31 protein-coding genes and 1 tRNA gene are annotated in these 26,149 nt (G+C 39.2%); 21 read left to right on the top strand and 11 right to left on the bottom strand.

What is annotated here, in order from left to right; translation table 11 throughout:
- Positions 1-65 precede the first annotated feature (65 nt).
- A complete protein-coding gene (locus tag GJS40_RS03505) occupies positions 66-554 on the top strand; it encodes a hypothetical protein (RefSeq protein WP_270896174.1) in 489 nt (162 codons plus the stop codon).
- A 400-nt stretch (positions 555-954) separates the two neighbouring features.
- On the opposite strand, the gene GJS40_RS03500 is transcribed toward GJS40_RS03505, so the two are convergent.
- Complete coding sequence (locus GJS40_RS03500) at positions 955-1,443, bottom strand: CotY/CotZ family spore coat protein (RefSeq protein WP_270896173.1); 489 nt, start codon at positions 1,441-1,443, stop codon at positions 955-957.
- A 159-nt stretch (positions 1,444-1,602) separates the two neighbouring features.
- Here GJS40_RS03500 and GJS40_RS03495 point away from each other — a divergent pair, with 159 nt between their 5' ends.
- Positions 1,603-1,884, top strand: coding sequence for a hypothetical protein (locus GJS40_RS03495; protein ID WP_270896172.1), 282 nt, complete (start codon positions 1,603-1,605; stop codon positions 1,882-1,884).
- 18 nt (positions 1,885-1,902) lie between these two features.
- On the opposite strand, the gene GJS40_RS03490 is transcribed toward GJS40_RS03495, so the two are convergent.
- On the bottom strand, positions 1,903-2,334 hold the full coding sequence (locus GJS40_RS03490; RefSeq protein ID WP_270896171.1) for a GNAT family N-acetyltransferase: 432 nt from the start codon (positions 2,332-2,334) through the stop codon (positions 1,903-1,905).
- Between the two features lie 18 nt (positions 2,335-2,352).
- Complete coding sequence (locus tag GJS40_RS03485) at positions 2,353-3,117, bottom strand: alpha/beta hydrolase (protein WP_270896170.1); 765 nt, start codon at positions 3,115-3,117, stop codon at positions 2,353-2,355.
- 80 nt (positions 3,118-3,197) lie between these two features.
- On the opposite strand from GJS40_RS03485, the gene GJS40_RS03480 reads away from it, so the two are divergent.
- Complete coding sequence (locus GJS40_RS03480; RefSeq protein WP_270896168.1) at positions 3,198-3,752, top strand: phosphatidylglycerophosphatase A family protein; 555 nt, start codon at positions 3,198-3,200, stop codon at positions 3,750-3,752.
- A 108-nt stretch (positions 3,753-3,860) separates the two neighbouring features.
- Positions 3,861-4,043, top strand: a complete 183-nt coding sequence (locus tag GJS40_RS03475) for a hypothetical protein (protein WP_270896166.1) — start codon at positions 3,861-3,863, stop codon at positions 4,041-4,043.
- A 52-nt stretch (positions 4,044-4,095) separates the two neighbouring features.
- On the opposite strand, the gene fumC is transcribed toward GJS40_RS03475, so the two are convergent.
- On the bottom strand, positions 4,096-5,484 hold the full coding sequence (gene fumC, locus GJS40_RS03470; RefSeq protein ID WP_270896165.1) for a class II fumarate hydratase: 1,389 nt from the start codon (positions 5,482-5,484) through the stop codon (positions 4,096-4,098).
- A gap of 275 nt (positions 5,485-5,759) precedes the next feature.
- Between fumC and GJS40_RS03465 the strand changes: the two genes are divergently transcribed.
- The 5 genes from GJS40_RS03465 (at position 5,760) to GJS40_RS03445 (ending at position 11,312) form a co-directional block, all read left to right on the top strand.
- Positions 5,760-7,439 carry a methyl-accepting chemotaxis protein gene (locus tag GJS40_RS03465; RefSeq protein WP_270896164.1) on the top strand — a complete coding sequence of 560 codons (1,680 nt, stop codon included), beginning with the start codon at positions 5,760-5,762 and terminating at the stop codon, positions 7,437-7,439.
- A 1,072-nt stretch (positions 7,440-8,511) separates the two neighbouring features.
- The gene (locus tag GJS40_RS03460) at positions 8,512-9,744 is read left to right on the top strand and encodes a DNA polymerase IV (RefSeq protein WP_270896448.1); all 1,233 of its coding nucleotides are present in this window, start codon (positions 8,512-8,514) and stop codon (positions 9,742-9,744) included.
- Complete coding sequence (locus GJS40_RS03455; RefSeq protein WP_270896162.1) at positions 9,741-10,127, top strand: YolD-like family protein; 387 nt, start codon at positions 9,741-9,743, stop codon at positions 10,125-10,127. Before GJS40_RS03460 ends, GJS40_RS03455 begins: the two co-directional genes overlap by 4 nt.
- On the top strand, positions 10,120-10,890 hold the full coding sequence (locus tag GJS40_RS03450) for a TatD family hydrolase (protein WP_270896160.1): 771 nt from the start codon (positions 10,120-10,122) through the stop codon (positions 10,888-10,890). The genes GJS40_RS03455 and GJS40_RS03450 overlap by 8 nt, the downstream gene beginning before the upstream one ends.
- Positions 10,891-10,976: 86 nt before the next feature.
- Entirely contained in the window at positions 10,977-11,312 is a 336-nt protein-coding gene (locus GJS40_RS03445) for a metal-sulfur cluster assembly factor (protein WP_270896447.1), read from the top strand.
- Between the two features lie 40 nt (positions 11,313-11,352).
- Here the strand turns inward: GJS40_RS03445 and GJS40_RS03440 are convergent, their stop codons facing one another.
- Entirely contained in the window at positions 11,353-11,505 is a 153-nt protein-coding gene (locus tag GJS40_RS03440; RefSeq protein WP_270896158.1) for a hypothetical protein, read from the bottom strand.
- 67 nt (positions 11,506-11,572) lie between these two features.
- Between GJS40_RS03440 and GJS40_RS03435 the strand changes: the two genes are divergently transcribed.
- Positions 11,573-11,758 (top strand): hypothetical protein, encoded by a 186-nt coding sequence (locus tag GJS40_RS03435; RefSeq protein WP_270896156.1) that lies wholly within the window; start codon positions 11,573-11,575, stop codon positions 11,756-11,758.
- A gap of 2 nt (positions 11,759-11,760) precedes the next feature.
- On the opposite strand, the gene GJS40_RS03430 is transcribed toward GJS40_RS03435, so the two are convergent.
- The gene (locus tag GJS40_RS03430; RefSeq protein ID WP_270896154.1) at positions 11,761-12,597 is read right to left on the bottom strand and encodes a YihY/virulence factor BrkB family protein; all 837 of its coding nucleotides are present in this window, start codon (positions 12,595-12,597) and stop codon (positions 11,761-11,763) included.
- Positions 12,598-12,867: 270 nt separating this feature from the next.
- On the opposite strand from GJS40_RS03430, the gene tagD reads away from it, so the two are divergent.
- From tagD to GJS40_RS03405, 5 genes are all read left to right on the top strand, one after another.
- Positions 12,868-13,266, top strand: a complete 399-nt coding sequence (gene tagD, locus GJS40_RS03425) for a glycerol-3-phosphate cytidylyltransferase (protein WP_270896152.1) — start codon at positions 12,868-12,870, stop codon at positions 13,264-13,266.
- A gap of 147 nt (positions 13,267-13,413) precedes the next feature.
- Complete coding sequence (locus GJS40_RS03420) at positions 13,414-14,652, top strand: CDP-glycerol glycerophosphotransferase family protein (RefSeq protein ID WP_270896151.1); 1,239 nt, start codon at positions 13,414-13,416, stop codon at positions 14,650-14,652.
- A gap of 15 nt (positions 14,653-14,667) precedes the next feature.
- Positions 14,668-15,474, top strand: a complete 807-nt coding sequence (locus GJS40_RS03415; RefSeq protein WP_270896150.1) for an ABC transporter permease — start codon at positions 14,668-14,670, stop codon at positions 15,472-15,474.
- Between the two features lie 16 nt (positions 15,475-15,490).
- Positions 15,491-16,294 (top strand): teichoic acids export ABC transporter ATP-binding subunit TagH, encoded by an 804-nt coding sequence (tagH, locus tag GJS40_RS03410; RefSeq protein WP_270896149.1) that lies wholly within the window; start codon positions 15,491-15,493, stop codon positions 16,292-16,294.
- Between the two features lie 487 nt (positions 16,295-16,781).
- Positions 16,782-17,021, top strand: coding sequence for a hypothetical protein (locus tag GJS40_RS03405; RefSeq protein ID WP_270896147.1), 240 nt, complete (start codon positions 16,782-16,784; stop codon positions 17,019-17,021).
- Between the two features lie 106 nt (positions 17,022-17,127).
- On the opposite strand, the gene GJS40_RS03400 is transcribed toward GJS40_RS03405, so the two are convergent.
- Positions 17,128-19,224 (bottom strand): heavy metal translocating P-type ATPase, encoded by a 2,097-nt coding sequence (locus tag GJS40_RS03400; RefSeq protein WP_270896145.1) that lies wholly within the window; start codon positions 19,222-19,224, stop codon positions 17,128-17,130.
- Between the two features lie 216 nt (positions 19,225-19,440).
- On the opposite strand from GJS40_RS03400, the gene GJS40_RS03395 reads away from it, so the two are divergent.
- The 3 genes from GJS40_RS03395 (at position 19,441) to GJS40_RS03385 (ending at position 21,507) form a co-directional block, all read left to right on the top strand.
- Entirely contained in the window at positions 19,441-20,292 is an 852-nt protein-coding gene (locus GJS40_RS03395; protein ID WP_270896143.1) for an STAS domain-containing protein, read from the top strand.
- Between the two features lie 80 nt (positions 20,293-20,372).
- Positions 20,373-20,448: transfer RNA gene (locus tag GJS40_RS03390), tRNA-Val, on the top strand.
- 495 nt (positions 20,449-20,943) lie between these two features.
- The gene (locus tag GJS40_RS03385) at positions 20,944-21,507 is read left to right on the top strand and encodes a DoxX family protein (protein WP_270896141.1); all 564 of its coding nucleotides are present in this window, start codon (positions 20,944-20,946) and stop codon (positions 21,505-21,507) included.
- Between the two features lie 340 nt (positions 21,508-21,847).
- On the opposite strand, the gene GJS40_RS03380 is transcribed toward GJS40_RS03385, so the two are convergent.
- From GJS40_RS03380 to GJS40_RS03370, 3 genes are all read right to left on the bottom strand, one after another.
- Positions 21,848-22,591, bottom strand: a complete 744-nt coding sequence (locus tag GJS40_RS03380; RefSeq protein ID WP_270896139.1) for a hypothetical protein — start codon at positions 22,589-22,591, stop codon at positions 21,848-21,850.
- Positions 22,584-23,123 carry an RNA polymerase sigma factor gene (locus GJS40_RS03375; protein WP_270896138.1) on the bottom strand — a complete coding sequence of 180 codons (540 nt, stop codon included), beginning with the start codon at positions 23,121-23,123 and terminating at the stop codon, positions 22,584-22,586. The genes GJS40_RS03380 and GJS40_RS03375 overlap by 8 nt, the downstream gene beginning before the upstream one ends.
- Before the next feature lie 200 nt (positions 23,124-23,323).
- Positions 23,324-23,914, bottom strand: coding sequence for a pyridoxamine 5'-phosphate oxidase family protein (locus GJS40_RS03370; RefSeq protein WP_270896136.1), 591 nt, complete (start codon positions 23,912-23,914; stop codon positions 23,324-23,326).
- Positions 23,915-24,048: 134 nt separating this feature from the next.
- Between GJS40_RS03370 and GJS40_RS03365 the strand changes: the two genes are divergently transcribed.
- From GJS40_RS03365 to GJS40_RS03355, 3 genes are all read left to right on the top strand, one after another.
- A complete protein-coding gene (locus GJS40_RS03365) occupies positions 24,049-24,330 on the top strand; it encodes a hypothetical protein (RefSeq protein WP_270896134.1) in 282 nt (93 codons plus the stop codon).
- A gap of 78 nt (positions 24,331-24,408) precedes the next feature.
- Complete coding sequence (locus GJS40_RS03360) at positions 24,409-24,846, top strand: VOC family protein (RefSeq protein WP_270896133.1); 438 nt, start codon at positions 24,409-24,411, stop codon at positions 24,844-24,846.
- A gap of 99 nt (positions 24,847-24,945) precedes the next feature.
- Positions 24,946-25,419, top strand: a complete 474-nt coding sequence (locus GJS40_RS03355; RefSeq protein ID WP_270896132.1) for a PCYCGC motif-containing (lipo)protein — start codon at positions 24,946-24,948, stop codon at positions 25,417-25,419.
- Positions 25,420-25,477: 58 nt separating this feature from the next.
- On the opposite strand, the gene GJS40_RS03350 is transcribed toward GJS40_RS03355, so the two are convergent.
- On the bottom strand, positions 25,478-26,149 hold a 672-nt coding region (locus GJS40_RS03350), incomplete at its 5' end, for a hypothetical protein (RefSeq protein WP_270896131.1).

Genomic DNA, 26,149 nt, shown 5'->3' with positions numbered 1-26,149 from the left:
GAACGATTTTCACGATGCATATACATGCTATTAAAGAAAAGATAGAAGCGCGGAGGGATCACATGGTGAATCGGAATGATAAATCAGAGCCGCTCTATTATATTGATCAACCTCAGCTCACTGCAAAAATTGAACAACCAGGACAACGAATGGTTGTAAAAAAACAAGTAGGCGAAAAGAAAAGAAAAAAAGGAGGAAAGAAGAGAAAGCAGTATGCATCTCACCAACATAGAGAAGTCAGCGAAGGTAGAAGTACGTTCTCAACTACAACGGACCAAGAAAAACAACAAAAATTAACGAAAAAAGAAGAAGTACCAACGTCACCAGCAGAAATAAAGGAGGAAGATACGAGCGTACAAGAAATGATTCAGTACGTAAAAGAATTGCCTCATTATATTGATCCAGTGATTGCGTGCGAAACGAAAGATAAGAGAATTCAAGGTTTAGTTGTCACGATTGATGAAAAAGCGATTACTTTGTTAAACGAAGCCGATCAGTTAGAATATACACTGGATTTAAAAGAAATAGAAAAAATGTATATTGTCTCTTTATAAAAAAAGGAGGCTGTCTAATAAGTTCTGAAAAATAAATCGAGCGTTCCTTTCAACAATCATTTAGCGCTGAAACGGTGCCATGATCCATTCATAGCTTGTTTCCACAAACTATTATTTTTGAATGAAACGGTGGCATGAGCGATCCATGGCTTGCTTTCATCAGACATTTTTGAATGAAACAGTGTTATGAGCCATTCATGGCTTGCTTCCATTAGCTATTTTTATATGAAACGATGGCATGACTATCCATGACTTACTTCCATCAACAATTTGGTGTTGGAAACATGCCATGATTCGGCCAAGAGGCGTTTCCAAAAGCAATTTTTGATGAAGCGGTAACAAAAAAATGTCCAAAAAGTCACCAATCATGACTTTTTGGACAGCTCCAAATAAAGATGGATTATTTACAGCAGCCGTGATGATGGTTGTTACCGCCAACGAGATCCGGATCAAGACATTGAATCGCACAGAAGCAGTCGAGGTCTACTTCGATGCAATATCCAGTCCGTTCTAAATCATCTACTGCACAAATGGAAGTAGGGTCCACGCAACAACCATCTAATTCAATATCTGTATCAGGACGTAACAAGGATAAGGTAGCACAACAAGATTTTTCATCCACTTTTTCTACGCGGAAAAACACCGTTTGAAAACAATGATCTGTGCCGACGCCGCCTACGGAATAAAAGTAATTTCCTTTTTTATTTTGCAACATAAATGGGACTGTATCAGAACCTGAACGATGATGACGTTTTGGACTTAATAGTTTGTCATAGCAACTATTTTTGCAGTCGGCTCCTTTCTCTACTTTATCTTGTGCTTCTTTTATCGATTGAACGGCATCGCAAACGCATCCACCTGCATGACCGTCATGTTTTTTGCAACCCATTTGCATTCACTCCTTTTTCTCTTTTCTGTATCATCATATAAAGAAAAAAGAAAAAAGGTGCTATTTAAGATGTGAAGATAAAAAAATGGGCCTTCTGCTCATCGGCAAAAGCAAACACGCTGTAAAATACGTTTTAATAAAGGGAATGACGGGTATAGAATGAAAAGAGATCGGATAGGAACGAGTGAGGTGAATGATATGGGATACGTACCTCCGACTAGTAATGAAACGGCCGTCCAATATGGCAGTCGTGATGTAAAAAGTGGCTCTTCTATTCGGAAAATTCAACCAACAGCTCCTGTACAATGGTATGGTATTCATAGATATCAACGGGATCCGTTACTCAATCGCCAGGAAGTGTATGAATTACTACATGATAAACGCAAAAAAGTGGAAAAAGAATTAGAAGGAAAAGGGAAAAAACTGGATACGCTTGCTTAATGAAAAAACGGTTTCTCTTTACGAGCGAGAAACCGTTTTTTGCATGGAAACGTGTTCGATGCCTGCTTCGATAAATGGTTCGGAAGTAATTTCATATCCAAGCTGTAGATAAAAAGGGACAGCGTGAGATTGGGCATGTAAGGTAAGTTTGGAGACACCGATTTGTGGGGAGGATTGTTCGATGGCATCCATGATTAATTTTCCAAATCCTTGCTTGCGATAGGGAGTTAATACGCAAATTCTTTCCACTTTTCCCACTGTCCCTGACACTCGCAGTCGACCTGCACCGATTGGTTTTTTTTGATGATATAATACGAAATGATTGGCTTCTTCGTCGAGTCCGTCTATTTCGATTTCTTCTGGAACGCGTTGTTCTTCTACAAATACTTTGTATCTCACTTGAAGCGCATCTTTTATTTGGTTTTCCGTTTTGGCGCGCCGGACTTCCACGATGATGTCCCTCCTTTTTTAAAAATCATACATGAATTGGAGCCCGTTATATAAATCTTTCTCCCAATATTTCCAATGATGTGTCCCATTGAATTCATGGTATTGATAGCGTGCATGACCATTTCTCAACAAAGTAGAAAGTGTTCGGTTCGGAGTCAAAAAATCCATTTTTTCTCCGAAGGTCGTCTCTACAGCAGTTTCCTTCGTTCCAATGGTATGATAAAGTTCAAAGTTGTTCCAAATATCGGTTTCTTTCACTCGCTTTAAAACGTACGCATCAATATAAGGTGATTGCATTATCACCCGGTGAAAAGTATTTGGATAAGTAAGCGCTGTTAAGAAAGAAATGGTTCCAGCTAAAGAATCTCCAATTAACGTGCGAGCATGGGGTAGTTGCCAAGTCTCATATGCTTGTTCCACAAAAGGAAGCAGTTCTTCTTTGAGAAATTGCATATAGCGGATATGATCATCATGGTGTGGGGCGTACCATTTGCTTCTTTGTTTGATGGACGGATAAGGAATACCTACTACAATCACAGGACGAGCCCCTTTTTCCATCGCTTCGTCCATTTTTTTAGCGATTTTTCCAAGTTGAAAATAATCGAGTCCATCTTGTGTAATCGCGAGGTGACATTTGTGTCCTTCCGCGTATTGCGGCGGGGTGTAAACGTGTAACGAAAACGTATGTTGAAGCAGTTGACTGTTGAATTGAATGGTCGAAATGGTTCCTTTCATATTTTCAATTCCTTTCTGCGACAAGTGCCAAGACAATCTTTCATTCATTCTTTATTTATCGTAACATAGCTGAGATGATAAAAACATGAGGTGCATATGATAAAATATAAGCAGAGGAGGAATTCGATATGAAAAAACCTGTACACAGTGACGTTGTAGAAGAAGCAGCTCGCACAGCGTTGAAAGAACGAGGGGTAGAAATAAAAGATATTGCCAAAATTGTCTATGAGATGCAAGCCGAATATGCACCCTCCTTAACGTTAAAAGAGTGTGAAGAAAGCACCGATGCCGTTCTTACGAAAAGAGAAATTCAGCACGCTTTACTCGTAGCGATCGAGTTAGATAAATTAGCAGAAAAGAATATGTTGTCAGAACCATTACAATCATTAGTGGAGTCAGATGAAGGTTTATTCGGTGTGGATGAAACGATTGCGTTAGGGTCCGTGTTTGGTTTCGGAAGCATTGCGGTGACAACTTTCGGATATTTAGATAAGCAGAAAAATGGAATCATTCAGAAATTAGACACTCGAGACGGGAAGCATGTTCATACCTTTTTAGATGATCTCGTTGCAAGTATTGCTTCCAGTGCATCCGCTCGCCTTGCCCATCGACTTCGGGATTTAGAGGAAGGACGTAAAAAATCCGATATTAAGAAAAGAGAAGATGAAGAATTAATCGGATAACTGTTTACAAGGAAGAGGTATTTTGCCTCTCTCCTTGCACTTCTTTTTCTGTTTGCGCTAAAATTCTTACTAACAGTAAAAGCATTCACAAAAGGAGTTTATGTTGTCATGGCCAAAGAACCGCATTGGATATATTGGAAAAAAACATTCCGTTCTAAATTTCAAGCAGGGTGTGTCAAAGCAAAACTGGAGGATAACTGGCACAATGGGTATGAAATTGGTCCTTTTGTCGAAATAAAAAAGTTAAAAACGAATAAGTATGTGGTGCGCTATACATACGATGAAATGTAAGAAACAAAGCTGACGCGGCCTGTTACCGGTCAGCTTTGTTTCATGATGACGACTATACGTTTGGTTTTACCATTTTTGCAGGGTCGACAATTTCATCGAATTGTTCTTCCGTGAGCAAGCCACTTTCCAGCGCTGCTTCTTTTAACGTTTGTCCCTTTTCATGAGCAGTTTTCGCAATTTTTGCGGCATTTTCATAACCGATATGCGGGTTTAAAGCAGTTACAAGCATCAAGGAGTTGTTCAAGTGTGCTTTAATTTTTTCATGATCTGGCTCAATGCCAACCGCGCATTTATCGTTGAAAGAAATCATGGCATCCGCGAGTAAATAAGCGGATTGAAGGAAGTTATAAATGATCACTGGCTTAAATACGTTCAATTCGAAGTTTCCTTGGCTGGCAGCAAAACCAATCACCGCATCATTTCCCATTACTTGGGCAGCGACCATCGTGAGCGCTTCGGATTGCGTTGGGTTGACTTTCCCTGGCATAATCGAGCTACCTGGTTCGTTCGCAGGGATGGTAATTTCACCTAGTCCGGAACGAGGACCGCTTGCGAGCCAACGCACGTCGTTTGCAATTTTCATTAAATCAGCTGCAAGTCCTTTTAATGCTCCATGGGCGAAATTAATTTCGTCGTGACTTGTCAAAGAATGGAATTTATTTGGTGCGGAACGGAAGTTTTTATTTGTAAACTTGCTAATTTCTTCCGCGACGTATTCTCCAAATTTTGGATGTGCATTAATTCCGGTACCGACCGCAGTTCCACCAATCGCAAGGTCTTTTACGTAGTCAATACTTTCGACAATCATTTCACGACTACGCTCTAACATGCGATGCCAGCCACTAATTTCTTGACCAAGCGTGAGAGGTGTTGCGTCTTGTAAGTGAGTTCTACCAATTTTAATGACGTCTTGGAAGGCTTCTTCCTTTTCTTTCAGTGTGTTCATTAATTTGTCAATGGCAGGAAGTACTACATCTTCTACTTTTTCGACAGCAGCAATGTGCATAGCAGTTGGGAAAGTATCATTGGAGCTTTGAGAACGATTAATATCGTCATTTGGATGCACCGTTAAGTCGGATCCTTTTTCTTTCAAAATTTCATTTGCACGACGAGCGAGGACCTCATTCATGTTCATGTTTGATTGCGTACCGCTGCCGGTTTGCCATACAACTAGTGGAAAATGATCATCATATTTTCCGGCAATGACTTCATCAGCGGCTTGCACGATGGCATCTGCTTTTTCCGATTCGAGATTATCGAGCCGTCTATTAGCAAGGGCGGTGGAGCGTTTTAAAATAGCGAATGCTCGTACGATTTCAAGAGGCATTTTTTCTTTTCCAATTTTAAAGTTTTCCAAACTGCGTTGTGTTTGTGCTCCCCAAAGTTTGTCTTTCGGAACTTTCATTTCTCCAAGTGTGTCTCTTTCAATTCTGTATTCCATCCGTCATTCCTCCTGCTAAATATTTACTTCAGTGTACGGGTTTTCCCATTTAGAAATTCCCTCTCCAATTATAGCTCAAACGAACGATTTATCCAAAGTACATCGGTAAATGTGAAAAAAGTCGTACAATTTAGTATCATAGTTGTGATACTATGATACTAAATGGAATCCATTTCATCTTGAGGATATTCCATGTAGTTTGTAAAAGACTAGCTCTTTGGCATGATGAAATGAATCAAGTATGTTTGAAACAGAGAAACAGGGGGTTTATAGCTTTGAATACGATTCGTTCTAAATTAATTGGTACTTTTGCTATTATTCTTGCACTTTTATTAGGTTATACGATTTATAATTACTTTACCCTTCAAGGGATGATCAAAGAGATGGAACAAGTCGTGGAAGAGGATTTTGCTAAAATTTTGTTATATAAAGATTTGGCTTATAACATGGCAGAGCGGAATGCTGTCGCACAAACATATGTGTATAACGGGGTGGAAGAACGAAGAGAGCGCTATGACAAGTTAACGGAAGATGCTCAAGAGATTAAACAAGCGATTTTAAATATCGTGGACGAAGAAGAACTATCGAGTATTTTTCACTTAATTTCCAATTGGGAAGACCGAATGGAAAATCGGGTGTTTGATATTTATGACGCTGGAGATGAATTTGCTGCTCAAAGCGTACTACATATAGAACTATCCCATATTGTCGAGAGAATTACGACAGAAGTAGAGGCACTCGTTGAAAGTGGGGAAGAAGAGACACTTCAAAATATCGCTTACTTAGAAGCAGCGGGAGAGCGTTTAGGAGTGATTAGCATTGCCGTGGGTGTTATTTTAACGGCTCTTGGGTTAATCATCGCATATGTTGTCTCCATACGAATTAGCCGACCGTTACAACGGATAACCGCAGACGTCGCTCGGTTATCTGACGGTGACTTAACAGGGGAAAAAATAGAGATTCATTCGCGCGATGAAATTGGACAATTAGCAAACAATGTGAATCAAATGTCTGACAATTTACGTCGGCTCATCGGAAGAACGAAAGAAACGTCGGAACAAGTGGCGGCGACTTCGGAACAGTTATCTGCTAGTGCACAAGAGACGTCGGCTTCAACAAATGAAATAGCAACGACCATTCAAACAGTGTCAAACGCGACAGACACAACGATGGAAGAAACCCGTTTAAGTTTGCAAGGGATGAACCGTTTAAATGAAGCCATTGCCCGCGTCACCACGGCCTCATCAGAAGCTTCGGTGAAGGCAAAAGAGACGGAGAAAGCTGCCAAGGAAGGAAATGAAGAAATTACCCGCTCTTCGGAACAAATGGCTGTCATTGAAAAAGAAGTTGATGAAACCGGAGCGATTATTAAGCGACTCGGTGAACGTTCCTTGGAAATCGGGACAATTACCGAAGCAATCACAAATATCGCCGAGCAAACGAATTTACTTGCGTTAAATGCTGCCATTGAAGCGGCTCGCGCGGGAGAACATGGCAAAGGGTTTGCAGTAGTAGCTGATGAAGTAAGGAAGCTTGCAGAAGAGTCAAAAGAAAGCGCAGAACAAATCACTGCATTAATTGAAAGAATTCAACATGAGACGGATGAAGCGGTCAATAAAATGAAACGAGGACAAGAGGAAACAGAAGCGGGAGTTGCGGTGATTCATCGAGCGGGAGCAGCCTTTGAAAGAATATTGGCTGCCATTGAAGAAGTAAGTTCACAAATTCAGCAAGTTTCCACAGTTTCAGAACAAATGAAAGAACAATCCATCGAAGTATCCAAACAGATGGAAACGGTAAATAACGAAGCTGTATCAACGGCCGACAGCGCACAAAATGTTGCTGCAGGTACAGAAGAACAACTAGCAGCTATGGAAGAAGTGGCTAGCTCTTCAGAAGAATTAAGTCGCATGGCGCAACGGTTACAAGATGAGATTCGAACGTTTAAGTTATAATATTCTATTGATTCGACATGGATAGGATTGGTGGATTTGGGATTTTGACGCAAATAAAGTGGTAATAAGGAAGAAAAGAGGTCGCATGATCATTTCATACGACCTCTTTTTTGTGCGCCTGGCATGGGTGTAATCTATAGGGTGAGAGTCCCGAGCCACGAAGGCAGAAGTAGTGGTTAGCTTAACGCAAGGGTGTCCGTGGCGACGCGGAATCTGAAGGAAGCGGGCGGCAAACTTCCGGTCCGAGGAACACGAACTTCATACAAGGCTAGGTATCATTGGATGAGTTTGCAAGACATGCCAAAGGTGATACAGAGTAAATGAAGCCGATAGATGGAAGGAAAGATGACATCCTTACCCAGGGAGGTCTGATGGATACGTGAAGTACCCTTCATAACCTACTTCATGAGGAGTAGCTGAACCATCAGAAGTCAGCAGAGGTCATAGTACAAATCGGTCTAGAACGGTTTGGAAGGACGGAACAATGAAGAGAGAATAGCCCTTTGCATTCAGTAGGTCATGATGAACACAGAAAACGTAGTACCTCACTTGAGGAAGGAAACGGTGAATTCCGTGGAAGACCTCTTGGAGGGTGGAGTGACTACTGGCATAAGAAGATAAGCTATTCACGGAAGGAAGTCTTGCGTTACCCATCTTAATTGAACCGCCGTATACGCGAACCGTACGTACGGTGGTGTGAGAGGACGGAGGTTCATCACCTCCTCCTACTCGATTGGATTATTTCTCTTTATAGATTCCATCGCACGGATACCGGTTTTCTTATCTTTTTTTCAAACTCTTTTTGGCGGAGTCCTACGCGGCGGATTTTACCGGTGGATGTTTTAGGTAAGTGATCGACGAATTCGATGGCTTGGGGATATTTGTCCGGTGTCGTTCATTTTTTCGTATGTTCCTGCAGTTCTATTTCAACATGTTTTCGACCATTTAAACAACATTTTCCAATATCGTATGTTTTCCATTGGAAGACTTTACAAGTTGAAAAAGAACATATATTCGCATACAATGGCATATATAAAGAACTAGTGTTCCCATAGAACAGGAGGCGATGGAAATAAAAAACAGAGCTATTTTTCTCGTAGATATGGAATCTTTTTATGCCAGTGTGGAAAAAGCAGATGACCCAACGTTGAAAAATCGTCCTGTCATTGTGTCAGGAGATCCGAAAGAGAGAAATGGAGTGGTGTTAGCGGCATGTCCCCTTGCCAAACGGATGGGAGTGAAAAATGCTATCCGTTTGTGGGAAGCACAAGAAAAATGTCCTGAAGCCGTCGTTGTTCGTCCCCGGATGCAACGATACATTGACGTGTCATTACAAATCACAGAAATACTCGAGCGTTTTACCGATCAAGTAGAACCTTATTCTATTGATGAACAGTTTCTTGATGTCACTGGCTCAGAGAAACTGTTCGGTCCTCCTTGGGAAATGGCGAAAAAGATGCAAGCGGCCATTAGGAAGGAAACACATGTTCGTGCAAGAATAGGGATAGGACCAAATAAATTGCTTGCGAAAATGGCTTGTGAAAGGTTTTCAAAAAAAAATAAAAAAGGAATTTTTGAGTTAAATGAATCCAATCTCGAGTGTCACATGTGGCCTTTACCTGTGGAGGACTTACACGGTGTTGGAAGTAAAATGAGCAGACATCTCCGTAATATGGGGATACGCACGATAGGAGGGCTTGCCACTTATCCTTTATCGATATTGAAGAAAAGATGGGGCATTTCAGGACAAGTGCTTTGGGAAAGCGCTAATGGGATCGATGCTTCTCCTGTAAGGCGAGATTCTCATGATGGACAAAAGGCAATCGGTCACGGAATGACGTTACCGCGGAATTATGAGACGATCTCAGAAATGAAAGTCGTTTTGCTCGAGTTATCCGAAGAAGTTTGTCGGCGTGCTCGTTTAAACGACGTGATGGGTACGACTGTGTCCGTTGGCGCTCGCGGTGCAAATAGAGACGTTCCGACGGGATTTCACAGACAAGTGACATTATATCATCCGACAAATAACACGCTGGATGTGTACGCCTCTGCTCTCACTTTGTTTCAACGATTTTGGGACGGGTCGCCAATCCGTAAAATAAGCGTAGGATTGTCCAATCTTTGCAGTGATAAATATGTACAACTTGACTTGTTTCAAGACGTCACTCGCAAAAGAAATCTCGGCTACACGACGGATTGGATAAAAAATAAGTTTGGCGATACTGCCATTATCTACGCTTCCTCATTAACGAGCGCCGCTCAGGCGTTTCACCGAGCAGCCAAGATTGGAGGGCACTACAAATGAAGGAACAATATTTACAACGGGGAAATAAACTGTGGGAAGGCTCGAGAATGTTTCTTCCGGAACATAAGCAAGCGCTCATCGATTGGCAGAAAGAACAACAAAAGGTGACAAAGCCGATATTGGACGAACAGGAATTAGATGTGCTCAACCGCACCCTTCATACCGCTCTCGTTCAACAAGCTTCCTTACGTATTACGTATTATGAAGAAGGGCATTTATTAGAAATTGTTGGTTATGTGGACAAATTTTTTGAGAGTCGGAAGGAATTACGGATAGTAGATGTTTCAGAACAAATCCATCATTTACAAATAGACAACATCATCCAGTTTGCGTGGACATCGTTAGACGAGTATGGAGAAAAAGGAGTAGGCTCTCGTGATTGATACCCATATTCATTTAGAACAATATGAACAGGTGGAATCACTGATTCCTTCCTGGCAAGAGCGAGGAATAGAAAAAGTAGTCGCGGTTTCCAACGATTTGCGTTCTTCTTACAAAACGTTAGAGTTAAAAGAAAGATTTCCGGACTTTATTTGGGCAGCGGTTGGGTTTCATCCCGAATATGAGGAGCCAGTAGAGCGGGACGTGGAAGAATGGAAACAACTTGTCAAACAAGAGTTATCTTTGATTTCTGCCATCGGTGAAATTGGATTGCCCCATTACAGTAAATGGTCGTCTCCTTCGCACTTGCCTCGCTATATCGAACGTTTGAAAGAATATATTGATGTCGCTCACACCTATTCACTTCCAGTCGTTCTTCACGCGGTGCACGATAAAGCGGAGCTAGTGTATATGATTCTTTCCGAGGAGTTTCCAGAAGTGCAGGCTCATTTTCACTGGTTGAAAGGTTCGGAGGAGGTCGTCCATTCCATCGTTCGCGCAGGGCATTATATTTCAGTGACACCGGAAGTATGTTATCGCAAGCGAGACGAACGATTAACAGTGCTCGTTCCCCCTGCACAATTACTCATAGAAACCGATGGTCCGTGGCCGTTTCAAGGACCCTTTTTACACAAACAAACGACTCCGCTTTTTCTGCAGCAAGTGACGCAAAAAGTAGCAAGCATTCACCGCATGACAGAAGCGCAAATGAAGCGTATTCTTCGCAGCAATGCTTATCATCTATACGGTCGAACAGAGTCCTAGCTGTAAAAGAAGAACAGGTGGAACAAAATATTGTTAAACGGACGAAGGATTTGGTACAGTAAGGGTAATATATCGAGGAGGTGTCTATATTGTCTGAGGAAAAACAAGAGCTGATTGAACGAATTGAAGCGGAAATTGAAAACAGCGTGATTGACCCTGAGCTCGGTGTTGACGTTGTCAATCTCGGTTTAATTTACAATATTGATGTCGACGACGAAAAAAACGTTCACATTCGCATGACCCTCACTTCGATGGGGTGTCCATTAGCAGGAACGATCGTTCAAGATATTAAAACGGCATTAAAAGATTTGCGGGATTTCGGGGAAATTAACGATGTAGACGTAGAGATTGTTTGGAATCCACCGTGGGATAAAAGCAGAATGTCTCGCTACGCAAAAATTGCATTAGGAATTCCTGATTAAAAAAAGAGAGTCGCGCCCTCATTGTGCGTGCGACTCTTTTTTATTTAAATAACTTACGCAGCATTTTTCCCGTCTGGCGACCAGCAACCCGCCGCGCGACTCGTTTCCCTACCGTGCCACGTTTGACGGCATTAATATCACCGAGAATACGTGAAATCAAGTACAATGTTCGTCTTATTTTATTAATATTCAATCATATCACCTCCGAAGATGATAAGACTATTGTATCATATATTGTCATAGAAATAGAGAGGGTGTTCATGTTGAATCGTTTTCATTGTTGTTCCACCTGTATTTGGTATGAAGTAAAGAAAAAGCGAGGAGGGCCACCTGTATTTCGGTGTAGTCGACTAGGATATGAAACGAAGCCAACGTATCAATTTGATTGTTGGCAACCGAAAGAGCGGGTGAAAAAAAGAATGGAGCGGGAAGAAAGCACGAATTAGTGTCATTTAAGTGTGCTATGTTTTTTATATTCCAAAATAAAGGCGTTCACTTTCCCACCGGTAACAAGAGCAAGTCCAGTTAAAAACAGCCACATCATTAAGACGATAACAGCACCGAGACTTCCGTATGTGGATGAATAGTTTCCGAAATTACTTACATAGAAAGAAAAACCGTAGGAAACAATTTGCCACATGACGGTCGCAGCAATGGCCCCTGGTAATACGTCCCGAAAGCGAATCTTTTTGTTCGGTGCAAGATAGTACATGCAAGACAGAAGAGAAATCATAATAAGAATGGTGGCGATCCAACGAACGATTTGAATCAACTGTTCCGTTTCTGAAGGAAGGAAGAAATAATTCGTGATTGTTCGTAAAAGGACTGCCCCAAAAATAAACAATAAGAAGATCAGTAAAAAAGAAATGATTAATCCAAAGGTTAAGCCGATAGACAAAATACGAGCTTGCCAAAAAGGACGGGAGTTTTCAACATTGTAAGCTTCATTCATGGCGCGAATAAAGGCATTTATTCCAGTAGAAGCCGACCAAATCGTCCCAATAATACCGAAAGTAAGTAAACCACCATGGGCATCTGTGACAATGGACATAATGGTCGCTTCCACAAAACGGGCCGTTTCGATAGGTAGTAGCGAATAGATGAAAGTAAGCACTTCCGATTGATCGATGGAAAAATATGAAAGGGTAGAAAGTAATAGTATTGCCATAGGAAACAATGAAAGCATGTAATAAAAGGCTTGCTCTGCCGCCAGACCAGTTGCTCGATCATCTGCAAGTTCTTTTAGAAATTGTTTCATTGTTGTGAGAATCAATTGCAAGTTCATGTAAGTATTACTCCCTTACTATCAATAGATGGCTGTATTATATCATAGTATGTAAACAGGCTTCGCTTCTTACTATCGTTTTTCTTCACATATTTTTACACAATTTTTGATACTATTCAGTGATATTCCACCGTTCGTTCATAGTGAATCATTTGCTTATATGATATAATTTTTAAAGTCAATGTAAATAAATATAAAGATTAAGTAAAGTACGTGACAAACGTGCCAACTATTGATTGTTCGTTTTCAAAGTACTAGGGGGTTAATATAATGAAAAAAGTAATCACATATGGAACGTTTGACTTATTACATTGGGGACATATCAATTTGTTAAAACGTGCCAAAGCTCTTGGAGACCATTTAACCGTTGCGATTTCAACGGATGAATTTAACGCGCAAAAAAATAAAAAAGCTTACTACCCATACGAACAACGAAAAATGATGTTAGAAGCAGTTCGTTACGTCGATCGAGTGATCCCTGAAGAAAGATGGGAGCAAAAAGAAGAAGATATTTTGAAATACGATATAGATATATTGGTCATGGGAGATGATTGGAAAGGCAAATTCGACGATCTCTCCAAATATTGTAAAGTTATTTATCTACCACGAACAGCGAACATTTCAACGACCAAAATAAAAAATGAATTGTTACTTGCAAAAGCGTATTAAAAAAGGGAGAAGTATTTCTCTCTTTTTTACTTTTTAGAGAAGGAAGAATGATAACGCAGAGAATGGCGGTGTTTTTCTTTCTCTTTTTAAATAGAGTATAATAGAAGGCGTTGTCATTTTTTCAAAAAAGAAAGGTAAGAAGAAAATATGAAGAAATGGACAAAAAAGTGGAAAAAGAAAATGAAGAAAAAATGGAATAAAGCAAAGAAATCTCCCCGGGTGCGCAAATGGTATCAGCGAGTTTTTGGTCTCATTGGGAAGTTACCTAAAAAAGAAATCATTGTTTTTGAAAGTTTTCTGGGAAAACAGTACAGCTGTAATCCCCGTGCGATTTATGAATTGCTTCAATCCCAAAATCGTGACTTCACTTATTATTGGAGTATTGATCATCGCTACAAAGCAAAATTTGAAGAACATAACGTAGAGACCATCCAGCGCTTCACGATAAAATGGTTTATTGTCATGATGAGAGCAAAATATTGGGTATTTAATAGCCGACTACCAAAATGGATTCCAAAGCCGCAAGACACGATTTATTTGCAAACGTGGCACGGTACACCGCTGAAAAAATTGGCATTAGACATGGAAGAGGTATTGATGCCTGGAACGACGACAGATATGTATAAGAAAAATTTTGTGACAGAAGCTAGTCGGTGGAATTACTTAATTTCCCCGAATCGTTATTCAACGGAAATTTTTAAGCGGGCATTCGACTTTGATCAAAGGATTCTTGAAACAGGGTATCCACGGAATGATTATTTATTCCATTATACAGAAGATGATGTAAAACAAGTCAAAGAAAGATTAGGAATACCGGCTTCTAAAAAAGTGATTTTGTATGCACCAACATGGCGAGACAACGAATATTATTTCATCGGAAAGTATAAATTTAACGTGCAAATGGACTTAGAAAAAATGAAAGAAGCGCTTGGTGAGGAATATATGTTAGTGCTTCGTCTCCATTATCTTGTTTCGGATCACGTGAATTTGGAAGGGGTAGAAGATTTTGCGATGGATGCTTCTCATTACCCTGATATTCGCGATTTATATATGATTGCAGATGTGATGATTACTGATTACTCTTCTGTCATGTTCGACTATGGAGTACTTCAACGCCCGATGATATTTTACGTATATGATATTGAAAGTTATCGCGACAAGTTAAGAGGATTTTATTTCGATTTTGAAAAAGAAGCACCAGGACCCCTTGTCACAACAACAGAAGAAATTATTCAAGAAATGAAGGAAGTGGATCAAATTCGGTCGAAATACAAAGACAAAATTGCATGGTTTGAAGAAACGTTTCACGCATTGGAGGATGGTCACGCGACAGAACGAGTAGTAAAAGCAGTGTTTGACGATCCAAATAGTCATAGTGAAAGATAAAAGAGGGAATAGTAGATGAAAGCAGTAGGCACGATTGTGAAAGAATTATGGGACAATATTTATTTAATCAATCGGTTAGCACGATTTGAAATAAAAATTAAAAATACGAACACGTATCTCGGACCGTTGTGGGAAATCATCACACCAGCATTTTTTATCGGGATTTACTGGTTCGTGTTTGGGTATGGTATTCGTAGCAATGAACCGGTAGATGGGGTTCCATTTTTCACATGGTTATTAGCAGGGATTACGATTTGGTTTTTTGTGCAACCGGCAATTACCCAAGGATCAAAAGCAATTTATACGAAAATACGCATGGTCTCTAAAATGAACTTTCCAACAAGTGCGATCCCGGTATATGTCGTTATATCTAAATTATATCCCCATATAGTGTTACTTTTTATTGTCATCATCTATATGCAGTTTGCAGGATATCCAGTTAGTATCTATTATATACAACTTCCTTATTACTTGTTTAGTATGGTCATTCTTGTCATTGCTTTTGTGTTAATTTCATCAACGGTAACATTGGTTATTCGTGATGTCCAAAAGTTGATTCAAGCGACCATTCGTGTTTTTTTATATATTACACCTTTTTTATGGGTGACTACTGAATTACCAGAGCCTATTCAAACATTCATGAAAATAAATCCTTTATACTATTTAGTAGAAGGATATCGAGCTTCATTTTTTGGGGAGTCTTGGTATTTTATTGATCATTGGGAATATACGTTGTATTTTTGGGGATTAGTCCTTGTTTTATTTGTGATAGGCTCTTTACTACACACAAGGTTCCGCCGTCACTTTATGGATTTTTTATAGATAGAAGGGATGAACGATGGAAAAAGCAGTCATTGTGAAAAACGTAACGAAAAAATATAAAATATACGAAAATCAAACCGATCGATTAAAGGATTTGTTGTTACCTGGTAAGTTTGGTGAGGAATTTTATGGATTAAAAGATGTATCTTTTGAAGCGGAAAAAGGAGATATTATCGGCCTTGTTGGCGTGAATGGTTCTGGAAAATCGACTCTTTCAAATATTATCGCTGGCGTCGTTCCGCCTACTAGTGGAACGGTGAAAGTTCATGGCACACGAGCAATCATTGACGTTTCGGCTGGACTCAATAACAAACTCACTGGACGCGAAAATATTATGTTGAAATGTTTAATGCTTGGGTTTACGAAACAAGAAATTAAACGGCTTGAACCAGAAATCATTGAATTTGCCGAACTAGAAACGTTTATTGATCAGCCAGTGAAATCATATTCCAAAGGGATGAAGTCTCGACTTGGGTTTTCGATTAATGTAAGTATCGATCCAGATATTTTAATTGTGGATGAAGCATTATCTGTCGGAGATAAAACATTCGCAAGGAAAAGTTTAGAGAAAATGATGGAGTTTAAAGAACGAGGGAAGACAATGTTTTTTGTCAGCCATTCCACAAGCCAAATGAAAACCTTTTGCAACAAAGCATTATGGCTTGAATTTGGTGAGAAAAAAGCATTTGGGGACATGGAACGTGTCATGGAACAGTATGAAGCCTTTTTGAAAAAATATAACAAATGGTCCAAAGAAAAAAGAAAACAATTCCGTACGAAAGGATTTAAAAAACAGAAAAAAGTGTTGGAAGTTGTTTAAAAAGAAAACAATCCTTGTGGAGTATTTTTCTCGCAAGGATTGTTTTTCGTACTATGCAACAAATAAGGGGAAATGGGCGATACTAAGAAGGAGATTATTGTTTTTCCCAATCCAAAAAAGTGCCGCTGCCGTTACATCCAGTACAATCTACTGGAAGTGCTCCTAAATAGTCACCCGGCATGACGAAAAACCCTCTTCCGCGACATTGAGGACATTTATTTTCTTGTTTAGAAAGGATAAGACGTTCTTCTCTTTTTTTGTCACGCCAATGTGAAAACGTTTTCCAAAAGGAAAGATTCATATTATCACCTATCTTCGCAATTCCTTATTGACTCTTAGTGTAGGAAGAACGGAAGTTTTCTATACTATATTCAATCAAAATAGAAAGAGGTGAAATGAAACGAAATGTAAAAGAAAATGGGAATTTTAAAAGAGGGTTGCTTAATATCGAGAATGTAATAAGATAGTAAATAAAGGAGGCTAACAGATGGGTGAATCTCAAACTTCCACACAAACGAACGTGTCATCCTTTGAACAAGACGTATATACTTTTATGCACAATGAATACAAACAGTTAGAAAAAGCAGGAGAGAGGTTTGACGAAGCGAAAAACGATACGCTCGTGGAGGAAAAAGCAAGCAAACAGTTTCGTATTTCTCCAGAAGAAGCAGGATTGATTTATGCAAAAGTTGAATCAAAAATAAGACAAAAATCGCTATTTCAATAATGATATGGCTGCAATCATAGATGATCTTTTCTCCAATGTCCTGGGAAAATATCATTTTTTATGAAAACATACAACGGGGAAAACGTGCTGTTTCCACCGTTGTATGTTAACTTTTCAATCGAAGAAGTCGGAGACCGTTGAATGTCACTAAGAGAGTCGCGCCCATATCAGCAAATATTGCGATCCAAAGGGTCAACCAGCCCGGTATGACGAAGAGAAGAGCAGTGACTTTTATTAAAAGAGAAAAAGTGATGTTTTGCTTAATAATGGCAAGCGCTTTTTTGCTAAGATTCACTGTGAAAGGTAGTTTCTTTAAATCGTCTTCCATGAGAACGATGTCTGCTGTTTCTAGGGAAGTATCCGTTCCGGCTCCTCCCATCGCCACTCCAATAGTGGCATGAGCAAGAGCTGGCGCGTCATTGATCCCGTCTCCAACCATCGCTATTTTTTTGTTTTGTTTCATGAATGTTTGAATGAAAGAGAGCTTATCTTCGGGTAACAGATTTGCATGAATATGATGAATTCCTGCTTCTTTTCCGATACGTTCGGCTGTATGCTGATGATCTCCTGTCAACATCACGGTATCCTTTATTCCAAGTTGATGGAGAGATTGAAGCATTGAAGGAACCGAAGAACGAATGCGATCTTTTATTCCGATGATAGCTACGATGTCGTTTGCTCTTTGGACGACAATGACTGATTTTCCTTCTTCTTGTAAGGAATGAATCATTCTAGTTTGTTCTTCTGATAAATGAGAGAAGTAAGAAGGTTTTGCGGCGATATAGCTTTGATCACCAATAACTCCTTTTAATCCAACTCCTGTAATAGATTGAACATCTTTTGCAGACAACTGTTCAAAGGGAAGTCCTATCTCGAGTGCTCTGTCTGTAATTGCTTTTGCAATGGGGTGAGAAGCATGTCTTTCAAGGGCAGCGATATCACGAAGAAGCAGCGAGTCCTCTTCTCCAAAGGGGATGACATCTGTCACCATGGGCTTTCCTCGTGTCAACGTTCCCGTTTTATCAAAAGCGATGGCGTCGATTTGCCCCATTTCTTCTAAATGAATCCCACCTTTAACTAATACGCCATTTCTTGCGGCATTTCCAATGGCAGTAACAATTGCCACAGGTGTAGAAATAACAAGTGCACATGGACAACCAACAACGAGGACAGCTAATCCTTGATACACCCAAGTATACCAGTCCGCTTGAAAGAAAAGAGGTGGAACAATTGCTGTCAATAAAGCAACCACGACGATTATCGGAGTGTAATAAGAAGCAAAACGGTCTACAAATGCTTGCGCCGGTGCTTTTTTCGCTTGAGCTTCTTCTACCAAATGAATAATTTTTTGAAGCGTTGTATCATCTATATGCTTTGTCACTTCCACTTCTAAAAAACCTTCTCCATTGAGTGTTCCTGCGTACACTTCGCTACCGATTTCTTTTTGGACTGGCATAGATTCTCCTGTAATCGTTGCTTCATTAATAGAAGACATACCTTTCTGAATGATTCCATCCATTGCGATGTAATCCCCGGGCTTGACAAGCAATACATCCCCAATTTGAATCTCTTCTACAGCAACTTTTTTCTCGACACCATTTCGCCGAATGACCGCTTCTTTTGGCGCAATCTCCATAAGTGAGCGAATGGATCGACGCGCGCGATCGAGAGAATATGTTTCCAATGCTTCACTAATCGCAAATAAGATGACGACGATGGCTCCTTCTCGCCATTCTCCAATAAGCGCTGCTCCGATAATTGCGATGGTCATTAACGTTCGCATGTCGAAACGAATGCATACGAGATTGGAAAGGCCGGTACGAAATAAAGAGAAGCCGCCAATCAGAATCGTAAGAAGATATAAAAACACTGTTAGTAATTCATTTTCATCGAGAACAACATCGGAAATGATCGCACCAAGTAAAATGGTACATGAACATAAAATCTTTCGATGTTTCTGGAAAAAAGATGGCTTTGAAAGAGGAGAAACATCTTTTTCATTACGTATGACTAAATTTTCAAATGCGCCGGCTTTTTCCAGTTGTTCAATCGTTGTTTTTCCATAAACTGTGAGTTTTGAAGTACCAAAGTTTACTTCTGCGTTTTTGACACCATCCAGGTGCCGGACATTTTGTTCAAATGTCTTTGCACAACTTGCTCAAGTAAGCCCTTCTATGCGATAAATATGTTTGTCCGTCGCCACAAACGCTCCTCCTTTCTCCTACATATTCAAGCAATGATTTGAATAATTCTATCATACTCAAATATAAGTTTGAATGTCAATGAATGAATAATTTTATTATTTTTCTCCTGTTATCCTTTCATTTACTTCAAAATATAAGGTAAAATAATAACCAGTGCTCTGATTGCTTGTTCATTCGTGACCCGGAACGTCCAGCAAACACAAGAGGTGAATAGGATGACTCATATGATTACTCAAGAAGCGGAATCGATTCAACGCTTTTTAGCAGAACATGAACAAGCGTTTGAGGAAATGTTATTCAAAGAGGCGAAAAATAAAGAAAGCAAAATTAGAGAGATTCAGTTTTTAGGAAATATTAATTTAGTAAAAAATGCACATCTATTGACGAAGTATGTCATTGAACAAGATGAAACGCAGCTGTTAAAACTGGCAAATACTGATGGTAAAACATGGGCGAAATACTCTTTAACCCTGTCATTAAAATTAGAGTGGGTCCATGCGCTTCGGCGAACAATATGGTATTTTTTACAAAAATATGAAGAAACAACTCAATTCCAAAATAATCCGAATTCTTTTTATGAAATGGAAAAATACGTGAACGACACCATTGATCAATTTTTAAATGCCTTTTTCATTGCGTATTCTCGTTATAAGGACGAATTGATTGAAACACAAAAATTACTCGTTGAAAATCTTTCCGTTCCGATTATTCCGATTACAAAAAATACGAGTGTTTTACCGTTAATTGGTGAATTGGATACGACCCGAATGAGTAAAATTGAAGAAAAAACACTTGTTGAAATCGGTAAAAACAGAATTCAGCAACTAGTTATTGATTTTTCTGGTGTCGTTCACATGGAAGAAAAGATGGGAAGTTATATTATTAAAATAATTGATGGTGCGGGAATTATGGGTTGTAAAATTACTATTACCGGTCTCCGTCCAGACATTATTCACCAAATGATTAAAGAAGGTCATTCAACTACCATTGATCGAAAAGCGAACATGAAAGTAACCCTTCAACAAGCGCTCCAAATAATCTTGAGGGAAGATGGATTTGAAGAATAAGGAACAGAAGTTGCGATAAATAAAAAAACCCTTGCATTATCGCAACTTCCTTATTATAATAGTAAATGTCCGAAAGAAAAGATCCGTTAGCTCAGTTGGGAGAGCGCCACCTTGACAGGGTGGAGGTCACTGGTTCGAGCCCAGTACGGGTCACCATACTGATATATCAACGTTTTTAAGCGTTTTAACAGATAATATAGAATAAGGTCGCAGAAAAACCTTATTCTTACGGTAAAAACCACTTCACTAATTAGAGTGAGGTGGTTTTTTTGTGTTGCTAAAATTTGCGATTGAAGATTTTATTGACGATAGGATATTTCGAAACATGACACTTGCTTCTATTAACAGTTATAAAAACATTCTGGGAGACAAATACAGAGATAAAGCCTTGTGCCTATCGTGACTATACCATTATTATCTTTTTGTATTCCACACATGAGCAAGGCTGGGGTTTAAAATGGGAATAATGGTGACTTTGAAAACTTTACAATTGCTCTCTTTGGTAAAGGTCGAAAATTGCAAACTAGAAAACTTTTAAAAAAATTATCGGTAGTAATTGACAATTATAAATAGTTTCTATATTGTGGATAGTATAATCATCCTGATTCTAAAGTATGATATTATTGCAAAGAGTGCATATGAGGTGATGACATGGCCGAAGTTCAGAAGAAAATACGTGGAAAAGAAGTAGTAATAGAGGAAAACCCTTTATCTAGATTCTTGTTTACCAATACGAAGTCAGCTTGGATTTGGTTGGTTTTACGGTTGTATCTAGGCTATTCTTGGTTAACTGCAGGACTTGGAAAAGTTGGTGCTGAAGAATGGACAGGCGCTAATTCAGGTGCTGCAATCAAAGGGTTTATGGAAGGTGCTATAGCAAGATCCTCGGAAGGAGATGTTGCAGGTTGGTATGTCTGGTTTCTTGAAAACATAGTAGTTCCGAACTCTGTTGTTTTTGCTTATGTGGTTTCTTGGGGAGAGGTGCTCGTAGGGATTGGACTTATTGTTGGGTTATTAACTGGCATTGCAGCTTTTTTCGGGGCTTTAATGAATATGTCCTTTCTTCTGGCAGGGACCGTTAGTACAAATCCGGTTATGTTTGTCATTTCAATTGCCTTAATTTTAGCGTGGAAAGTAGCGGGTTGGTACGGAGTAGACCGCTGGGCATTGCCATACTTGGGGACACCATGGACAACAAAGGAAAAAAATAACTAAGCAAGGGTTTCTGGATAGGGAAGGAGAACTTCGTTACAAATCCCATGCTTTCCTAAAAACGGTTTGAGTGAAGGCACATAAAAAAATTTTCATCATCATTTGTGGGTGCTAGGAGGACGTTCGTTGGACGGAAGAAACTTTGAAATGCTTCATCAAGCATACTTTCTACAAGCGCATTTACAAGATAAGCAATATCTTATTGAAACTTAAAGACAGATCTTTTGTAAAATTTCTGGAAAGCGTCCTTTTTCTGTGCAAAAAGAGGTACTCACGGCTAACTTGGCGAGTACCTTTTTTTATGACTCGTGTTTTGTCTCAGACTCGGAAATTTTTAATGATCTCATTCATTCACAATTTCAAAACTTTCAAGCATTTGATCGAAGCGGGCACCGTGACCTTCAGCAGCTTCTAAAAAGTAACTTTGTTTAATGATAAACACTTGCTCCTCTTTTGTAGGAGTAATGTACCATTTATAGACGGGGGTATCCCAAGTACTTTCTCCTTCCGCAATGGCTCTTATTCTTACCGCTTCGATGGGTTCGTGGATGTTTTCTTCTTCTCTGAGAATGAGTCCATCCATTTCTTGTTTAATCTTTTCAATTTCGGCTTCTCTCGACGTATTGTTTATCTTTCGGATTTCCATGGATACTTCAGGAAACTGTTCTCCGAGTTCTTGAGCAGGTACAATTCGATCACTAGTATCTCCTATTTCCATTTTGTATCTTTCATCATCGATATAAATGACATATCTTAATTCTTCATTGACTTCTAGTTGTATATTTTGTTTTTCCTTATGACCTTCTATTTCTATTTCTTGTTGTTTTTCTTCCACAAATAAGCTTTTGATATTTTGGATCATCGCTTGCACGATATCGGTGGACGAGGCAATTGCTATGAAAAACACCATTGCCACAATCCCTGCTGCCATGAACCAACGGGATGCGCCCGTACGTTTTGCTTCCTTTTTATCATGAAATAGCCTATTTTCAATGTTGTTCCACGTTTCTTCTTTTATATTTGTAGCGGTTTCTGTTTCTTGTAGGAGGTGATCTTTGATGTGTTGATCGAACGTTTTTTTACTCATTTTGATTCACCTCTTCCCATATTAATTTTAACTTCTGTCTCGCTTTGTACAATCTTGATTTTACGGTGCTAATATTCGTCTCTAGCATTTCAGCAATTTCCGCTTCCGTAAAATTGTTTAAATATTTGAGCGTCACAACTATGCGATGCTGTTCGTGAAGCCGGTCAAGAGCCATTTCAATATTGTCATAAGAAGGAGTGGAATGATGTTTTTTTTGGTGAAGATAATCAAGCAAATCATTGGAGTCTACTGCAGTTTCTTTTTGTGATGATTTGCTTAAAAATCTTCGGCATTCATTGATTAAAATCCGATAAAACCATGGTTTGAATGGTCGATGGATATCAAACGAATCAATGTTACGGTATACTTTCACAAACGCTTCTTGGACAACATCTGATGCATCACTATGACTTTTTGTGAGGCAGTACGCCGTTCGTAACGCATAGTCTGCATATTGATCATATAGTTGTCTGAAGGCTTGCTGATGACCTTTTTTAATCTTTTTAATCAATTTGGCTTCTTTTTGAATCACCAGCCTTCATCCTCCTCTTAAAAAAGTCTTCACTCTATATACCTCTTAAATGGATGAAAAGTTTCCAAAAAAATAAATCTTACAATGCATGAATGTAAGATTTAAGAGATAGATGATAATGTTTCGTTTATGGATATGTTTTTTGTAAAAAGAAAACAATGATCGAAGGAATAAGACGAGGCATTCATAGAAAACGCCAGTTAATTTTCTCTCCATCCCCGTTGAAATTTCATCTCTACTCCTTCTTCGTCATATTTTTTCCGTTTTGCCGTCACATGGTCGATGGAAACGGCATAGATGCGCACGCGATGAATACCTGCTTCTATCGCTTTCTCCACAAATTCCATTTTGTCAGGTGTAAATTTTTGTGCAATCGTACGTAGCGCAAGTTTTATTTCTTCTTCATCGGAGACTTGGTGAACTTTACCATAGACCATTGCTGATTCATATTGAGTCGTGAATACGTTTCGTGCAAGCATGCTCCATTGTTTCGGATCCTTCAGTAATTCACGTAACTCTTCATTCGTATAATTTTCCGGCACTTCTACATCCCCTACGAAGGAAACACATACGAGAGGTTCCTGGTCAAACAGTTCCGTTTTTTTGCCAGCGGGAGCGGAATGGAAATAAAGTGTATTTTCGTACCGGGCGATGGAAAGGGGTACGCTATATGTGTACGGTTTATCAGGGATCGCCATCGTTCCGTAGGTGGCTTTGTCGATCACGTGTAGTCCGAAATCACGCGGCATTTCCCGATCTTTCCGTCTCATTTCCCGATTAAAATCTGACATGAAAAATCTCTGTCCTTTCTTTTGAAAACTCTTTACAATTTTCATCTTAACATAAAAAATGAGTCCCAATGAATATTGAAAAAACACATTATTGTGAGAGAATGGCATGTAAGAACATGGGAGGAGGATGAGGAATGGATGTAAAGATTACTTTATTTGAATCAAGTCAATACACCGATTATTCGTTTGAAAATGCATTGAAAAGGGAATTGGCGAAAAGTAATCGGAATATTTTATCATTTCAAAGCACTAAAAAGAGGGAAAGAGTTGGATTTCGAAAGAAAGATATGATTGAAGTAAATATACAAATTGATGGGGAAGAAATACAAAATCCAGACGAATTCAATGAAACCGTAGCGAAAGCTGTGACAGAGGCTGCAAATCATGTATCATTGGACATCTACGGAATTGAATGAATTTTTTGAAAAAATGATTTGTCTAAACGGAGTAGGTATTGGGGAATATAGAGGAAAAGACATGAAAGGGGGGAAAACATGCTTGGTGTTGAAATTGACATGGTTGTGAAAGATAGCTTAAAAGCATTGGAGTTATATGAAAAAATCTTTGAGATCGAGCGAATAGAGGTAACAAACTTTCCTCGAGGACAAAATGAAGTAATTTTTAATCTATACGGTGTCCGTTTTCATCTCTTAGATGAAAACCCGGATTTTCACTTGATCGCACCAACTGAGGAGGATCCTAAAACGATTTGGTTTAATGTGATGGTACCTAGTATTAAGGATACTTATAGCAGAGCAATGAGTGTAGAGTGTAAAGAGGTACAACCGGTGACAGAGCTAGCTGACTACGGAGTAGCAAATGCAATATTTATGGATCCCTTTGGTTATATATGGATGCTCCATCAAGTGTATAAAGAAGTAAGCTTTGAGGAGCGGAATCGCATGTGGGAAGAAAAAAGAGAGAGGGAATAAGGATGTCACTACCTGTTCACAAGATCACTGAGGTATATAATGAAGCAACATGCTATAATACCGACAGTGAGAAAGGAGTGAACAGCGATAAAAAGATTCGTGACGTGGTTCAGTCTCATTATGTGGATAACATTTTTATCTGCTTGTGGAACATCAGAGAACTTAGCAGTTGGTGAACAAAAGGAAGTTGGCTTTGATATACGGGAAATGACCGCCTCTGCGCACGCACTACCTTCTTTTTTAATGAATGCGCATGAGGATATTGCTAATGTCTATGCCATGACAGTTCATGAAGAAGATTTGCTAGAACATATTCCTTGCTACTGTGGTTGTGGAGAGTCAGCAAGGCATCGGAATGTATTTGATTGCTTCGTCCATCAAAAGAACGATGACGGAACCGTTATTTGGGATAACCATGGAATGAAGTGTGGGGTATGCTTAGATATAGCAGTTGAATCGATAGGGCTGAAAGAACAAGGAGCTTCTCCTTCAGAAATTCGAGAGGCCATTGACGAAAAATACAAGGAAGGGTATGCAACTCCTACGAAAACTCCAGTGCCTGAGACAACATAACGGAAAGGTAGAAGAGAGGAATAAAGAGGGAAAGTTCAGTACGTAATACTGGACTTTTTTACATAATTTTTTTGAGAAGAGCTTCATGATCAAGGGAGCGTCTCGCAAGAAGGTTGATCGTGTTCTCTTGTTGTTCTTGAACAGAAATCATTTGTTCCATAATTTTCACTATTTCTTTTTGGTTATTTTTAATATCAGTGATATGTTCCGTATTTATTGCTACTTGATTCATAAGGTTGTCCATTTTACTTTCCATAGAAGTGAATCTTTCTTCTAAGGAAGAATATTTTTGATTCAAAGAGGCTACATTTTCCTCTAAGGAAGAATATTTTTGATTCAAAGAGGCTACATTTTCCTCTAAGGAAGAATATTTTTGATTCAAAGAGGCTACATTTTCCTCTAAGGAAGAATATTTTTGATTCAAAGAGATTACATTTTCTTCCAACGAAGAAAATTTCTTGTTCAAAGAGGTTACGTTATTTTCTAAGGAGGCATAATTCTGATGGAGAGATGCTACGCTATCTTCTAAGGAAGAATAATTGTGATGGAGAGACGTCACGCTATTTTCTAAGGAGGCATAATTCTGATGGAGAGATGCCACGTTATCTTCTAAGGAAGAATAATTGTGATGGAGAGACGTCACGCTATTTTCTAAGGAGGCATAATTCTGATGGAGAGATGCCACGTTATCTTCCAAGGAGGCATAATTCTGATGGAGAGATGCTACGCT

The sequence above is a fragment of the Aliibacillus thermotolerans genome, from assembly GCF_027853235.1.
GTDB lineage: Bacteria > Bacillota > Bacilli > Bacillales > Marinococcaceae > Aliibacillus > Aliibacillus thermotolerans.
This window is presented reverse-complemented; position numbering and strand designations above follow the sequence as displayed.

What these genes read in the sequence shown, in the direction of transcription:
- tagD (WP_270896152.1), top strand. Translation starts at nt 12,868, where the DNA reads ATGAAAAAAGTAATCACATATGGAACGTTTGACTTATTACATTGGGGA.
- GJS40_RS03430 (WP_270896154.1), bottom strand. Translation starts at nt 12,597, where the DNA reads ATGAACTTGCAATTGATTCTCACAACAATGAAACAATTTCTAAAAGAA.
- GJS40_RS03360 (WP_270896133.1), top strand. Translation starts at nt 24,409, where the DNA reads ATGCTTGGTGTTGAAATTGACATGGTTGTGAAAGATAGCTTAAAAGCA.
- GJS40_RS03480 (WP_270896168.1), top strand. Translation starts at nt 3,198, where the DNA reads ATGAAAAAACCTGTACACAGTGACGTTGTAGAAGAAGCAGCTCGCACA.
- GJS40_RS03420 (WP_270896151.1), top strand. Translation starts at nt 13,414, where the DNA reads ATGAAGAAATGGACAAAAAAGTGGAAAAAGAAAATGAAGAAAAAATGG.
- GJS40_RS03500 (WP_270896173.1), bottom strand. Translation starts at nt 1,443, where the DNA reads ATGGGTTGCAAAAAACATGACGGTCATGCAGGTGGATGCGTTTGCGAT.
- GJS40_RS03485 (WP_270896170.1), bottom strand. Translation starts at nt 3,117, where the DNA reads ATGAATGAAAGATTGTCTTGGCACTTGTCGCAGAAAGGAATTGAAAAT.
- GJS40_RS03415 (WP_270896150.1), top strand. Translation starts at nt 14,668, where the DNA reads ATGAAAGCAGTAGGCACGATTGTGAAAGAATTATGGGACAATATTTAT.
- GJS40_RS03395 (WP_270896143.1), top strand. Translation starts at nt 19,441, where the DNA reads ATGACTCATATGATTACTCAAGAAGCGGAATCGATTCAACGCTTTTTA.
- GJS40_RS03455 (WP_270896162.1), top strand. Translation starts at nt 9,741, where the DNA reads ATGAAGGAACAATATTTACAACGGGGAAATAAACTGTGGGAAGGCTCG.
- GJS40_RS03435 (WP_270896156.1), top strand. Translation starts at nt 11,573, where the DNA reads ATGTTGAATCGTTTTCATTGTTGTTCCACCTGTATTTGGTATGAAGTA.
- GJS40_RS03380 (WP_270896139.1), bottom strand. Translation starts at nt 22,591, where the DNA reads ATGAGTAAAAAAACGTTCGATCAACACATCAAAGATCACCTCCTACAA.
- GJS40_RS03365 (WP_270896134.1), top strand. Translation starts at nt 24,049, where the DNA reads ATGGATGTAAAGATTACTTTATTTGAATCAAGTCAATACACCGATTAT.
- GJS40_RS03370 (WP_270896136.1), bottom strand. Translation starts at nt 23,914, where the DNA reads ATGTCAGATTTTAATCGGGAAATGAGACGGAAAGATCGGGAAATGCCG.
- GJS40_RS03475 (WP_270896166.1), top strand. Translation starts at nt 3,861, where the DNA reads ATGGCCAAAGAACCGCATTGGATATATTGGAAAAAAACATTCCGTTCT.
- fumC (WP_270896165.1), bottom strand. Translation starts at nt 5,484, where the DNA reads ATGGAATACAGAATTGAAAGAGACACACTTGGAGAAATGAAAGTTCCG.
- GJS40_RS03385 (WP_270896141.1), top strand. Translation starts at nt 20,944, where the DNA reads ATGGCCGAAGTTCAGAAGAAAATACGTGGAAAAGAAGTAGTAATAGAG.
- GJS40_RS03495 (WP_270896172.1), top strand. Translation starts at nt 1,603, where the DNA reads ATGAAAAGAGATCGGATAGGAACGAGTGAGGTGAATGATATGGGATAC.
- GJS40_RS03405 (WP_270896147.1), top strand. Translation starts at nt 16,782, where the DNA reads ATGGGTGAATCTCAAACTTCCACACAAACGAACGTGTCATCCTTTGAA.
- tagH (WP_270896149.1), top strand. Translation starts at nt 15,491, where the DNA reads ATGGAAAAAGCAGTCATTGTGAAAAACGTAACGAAAAAATATAAAATA.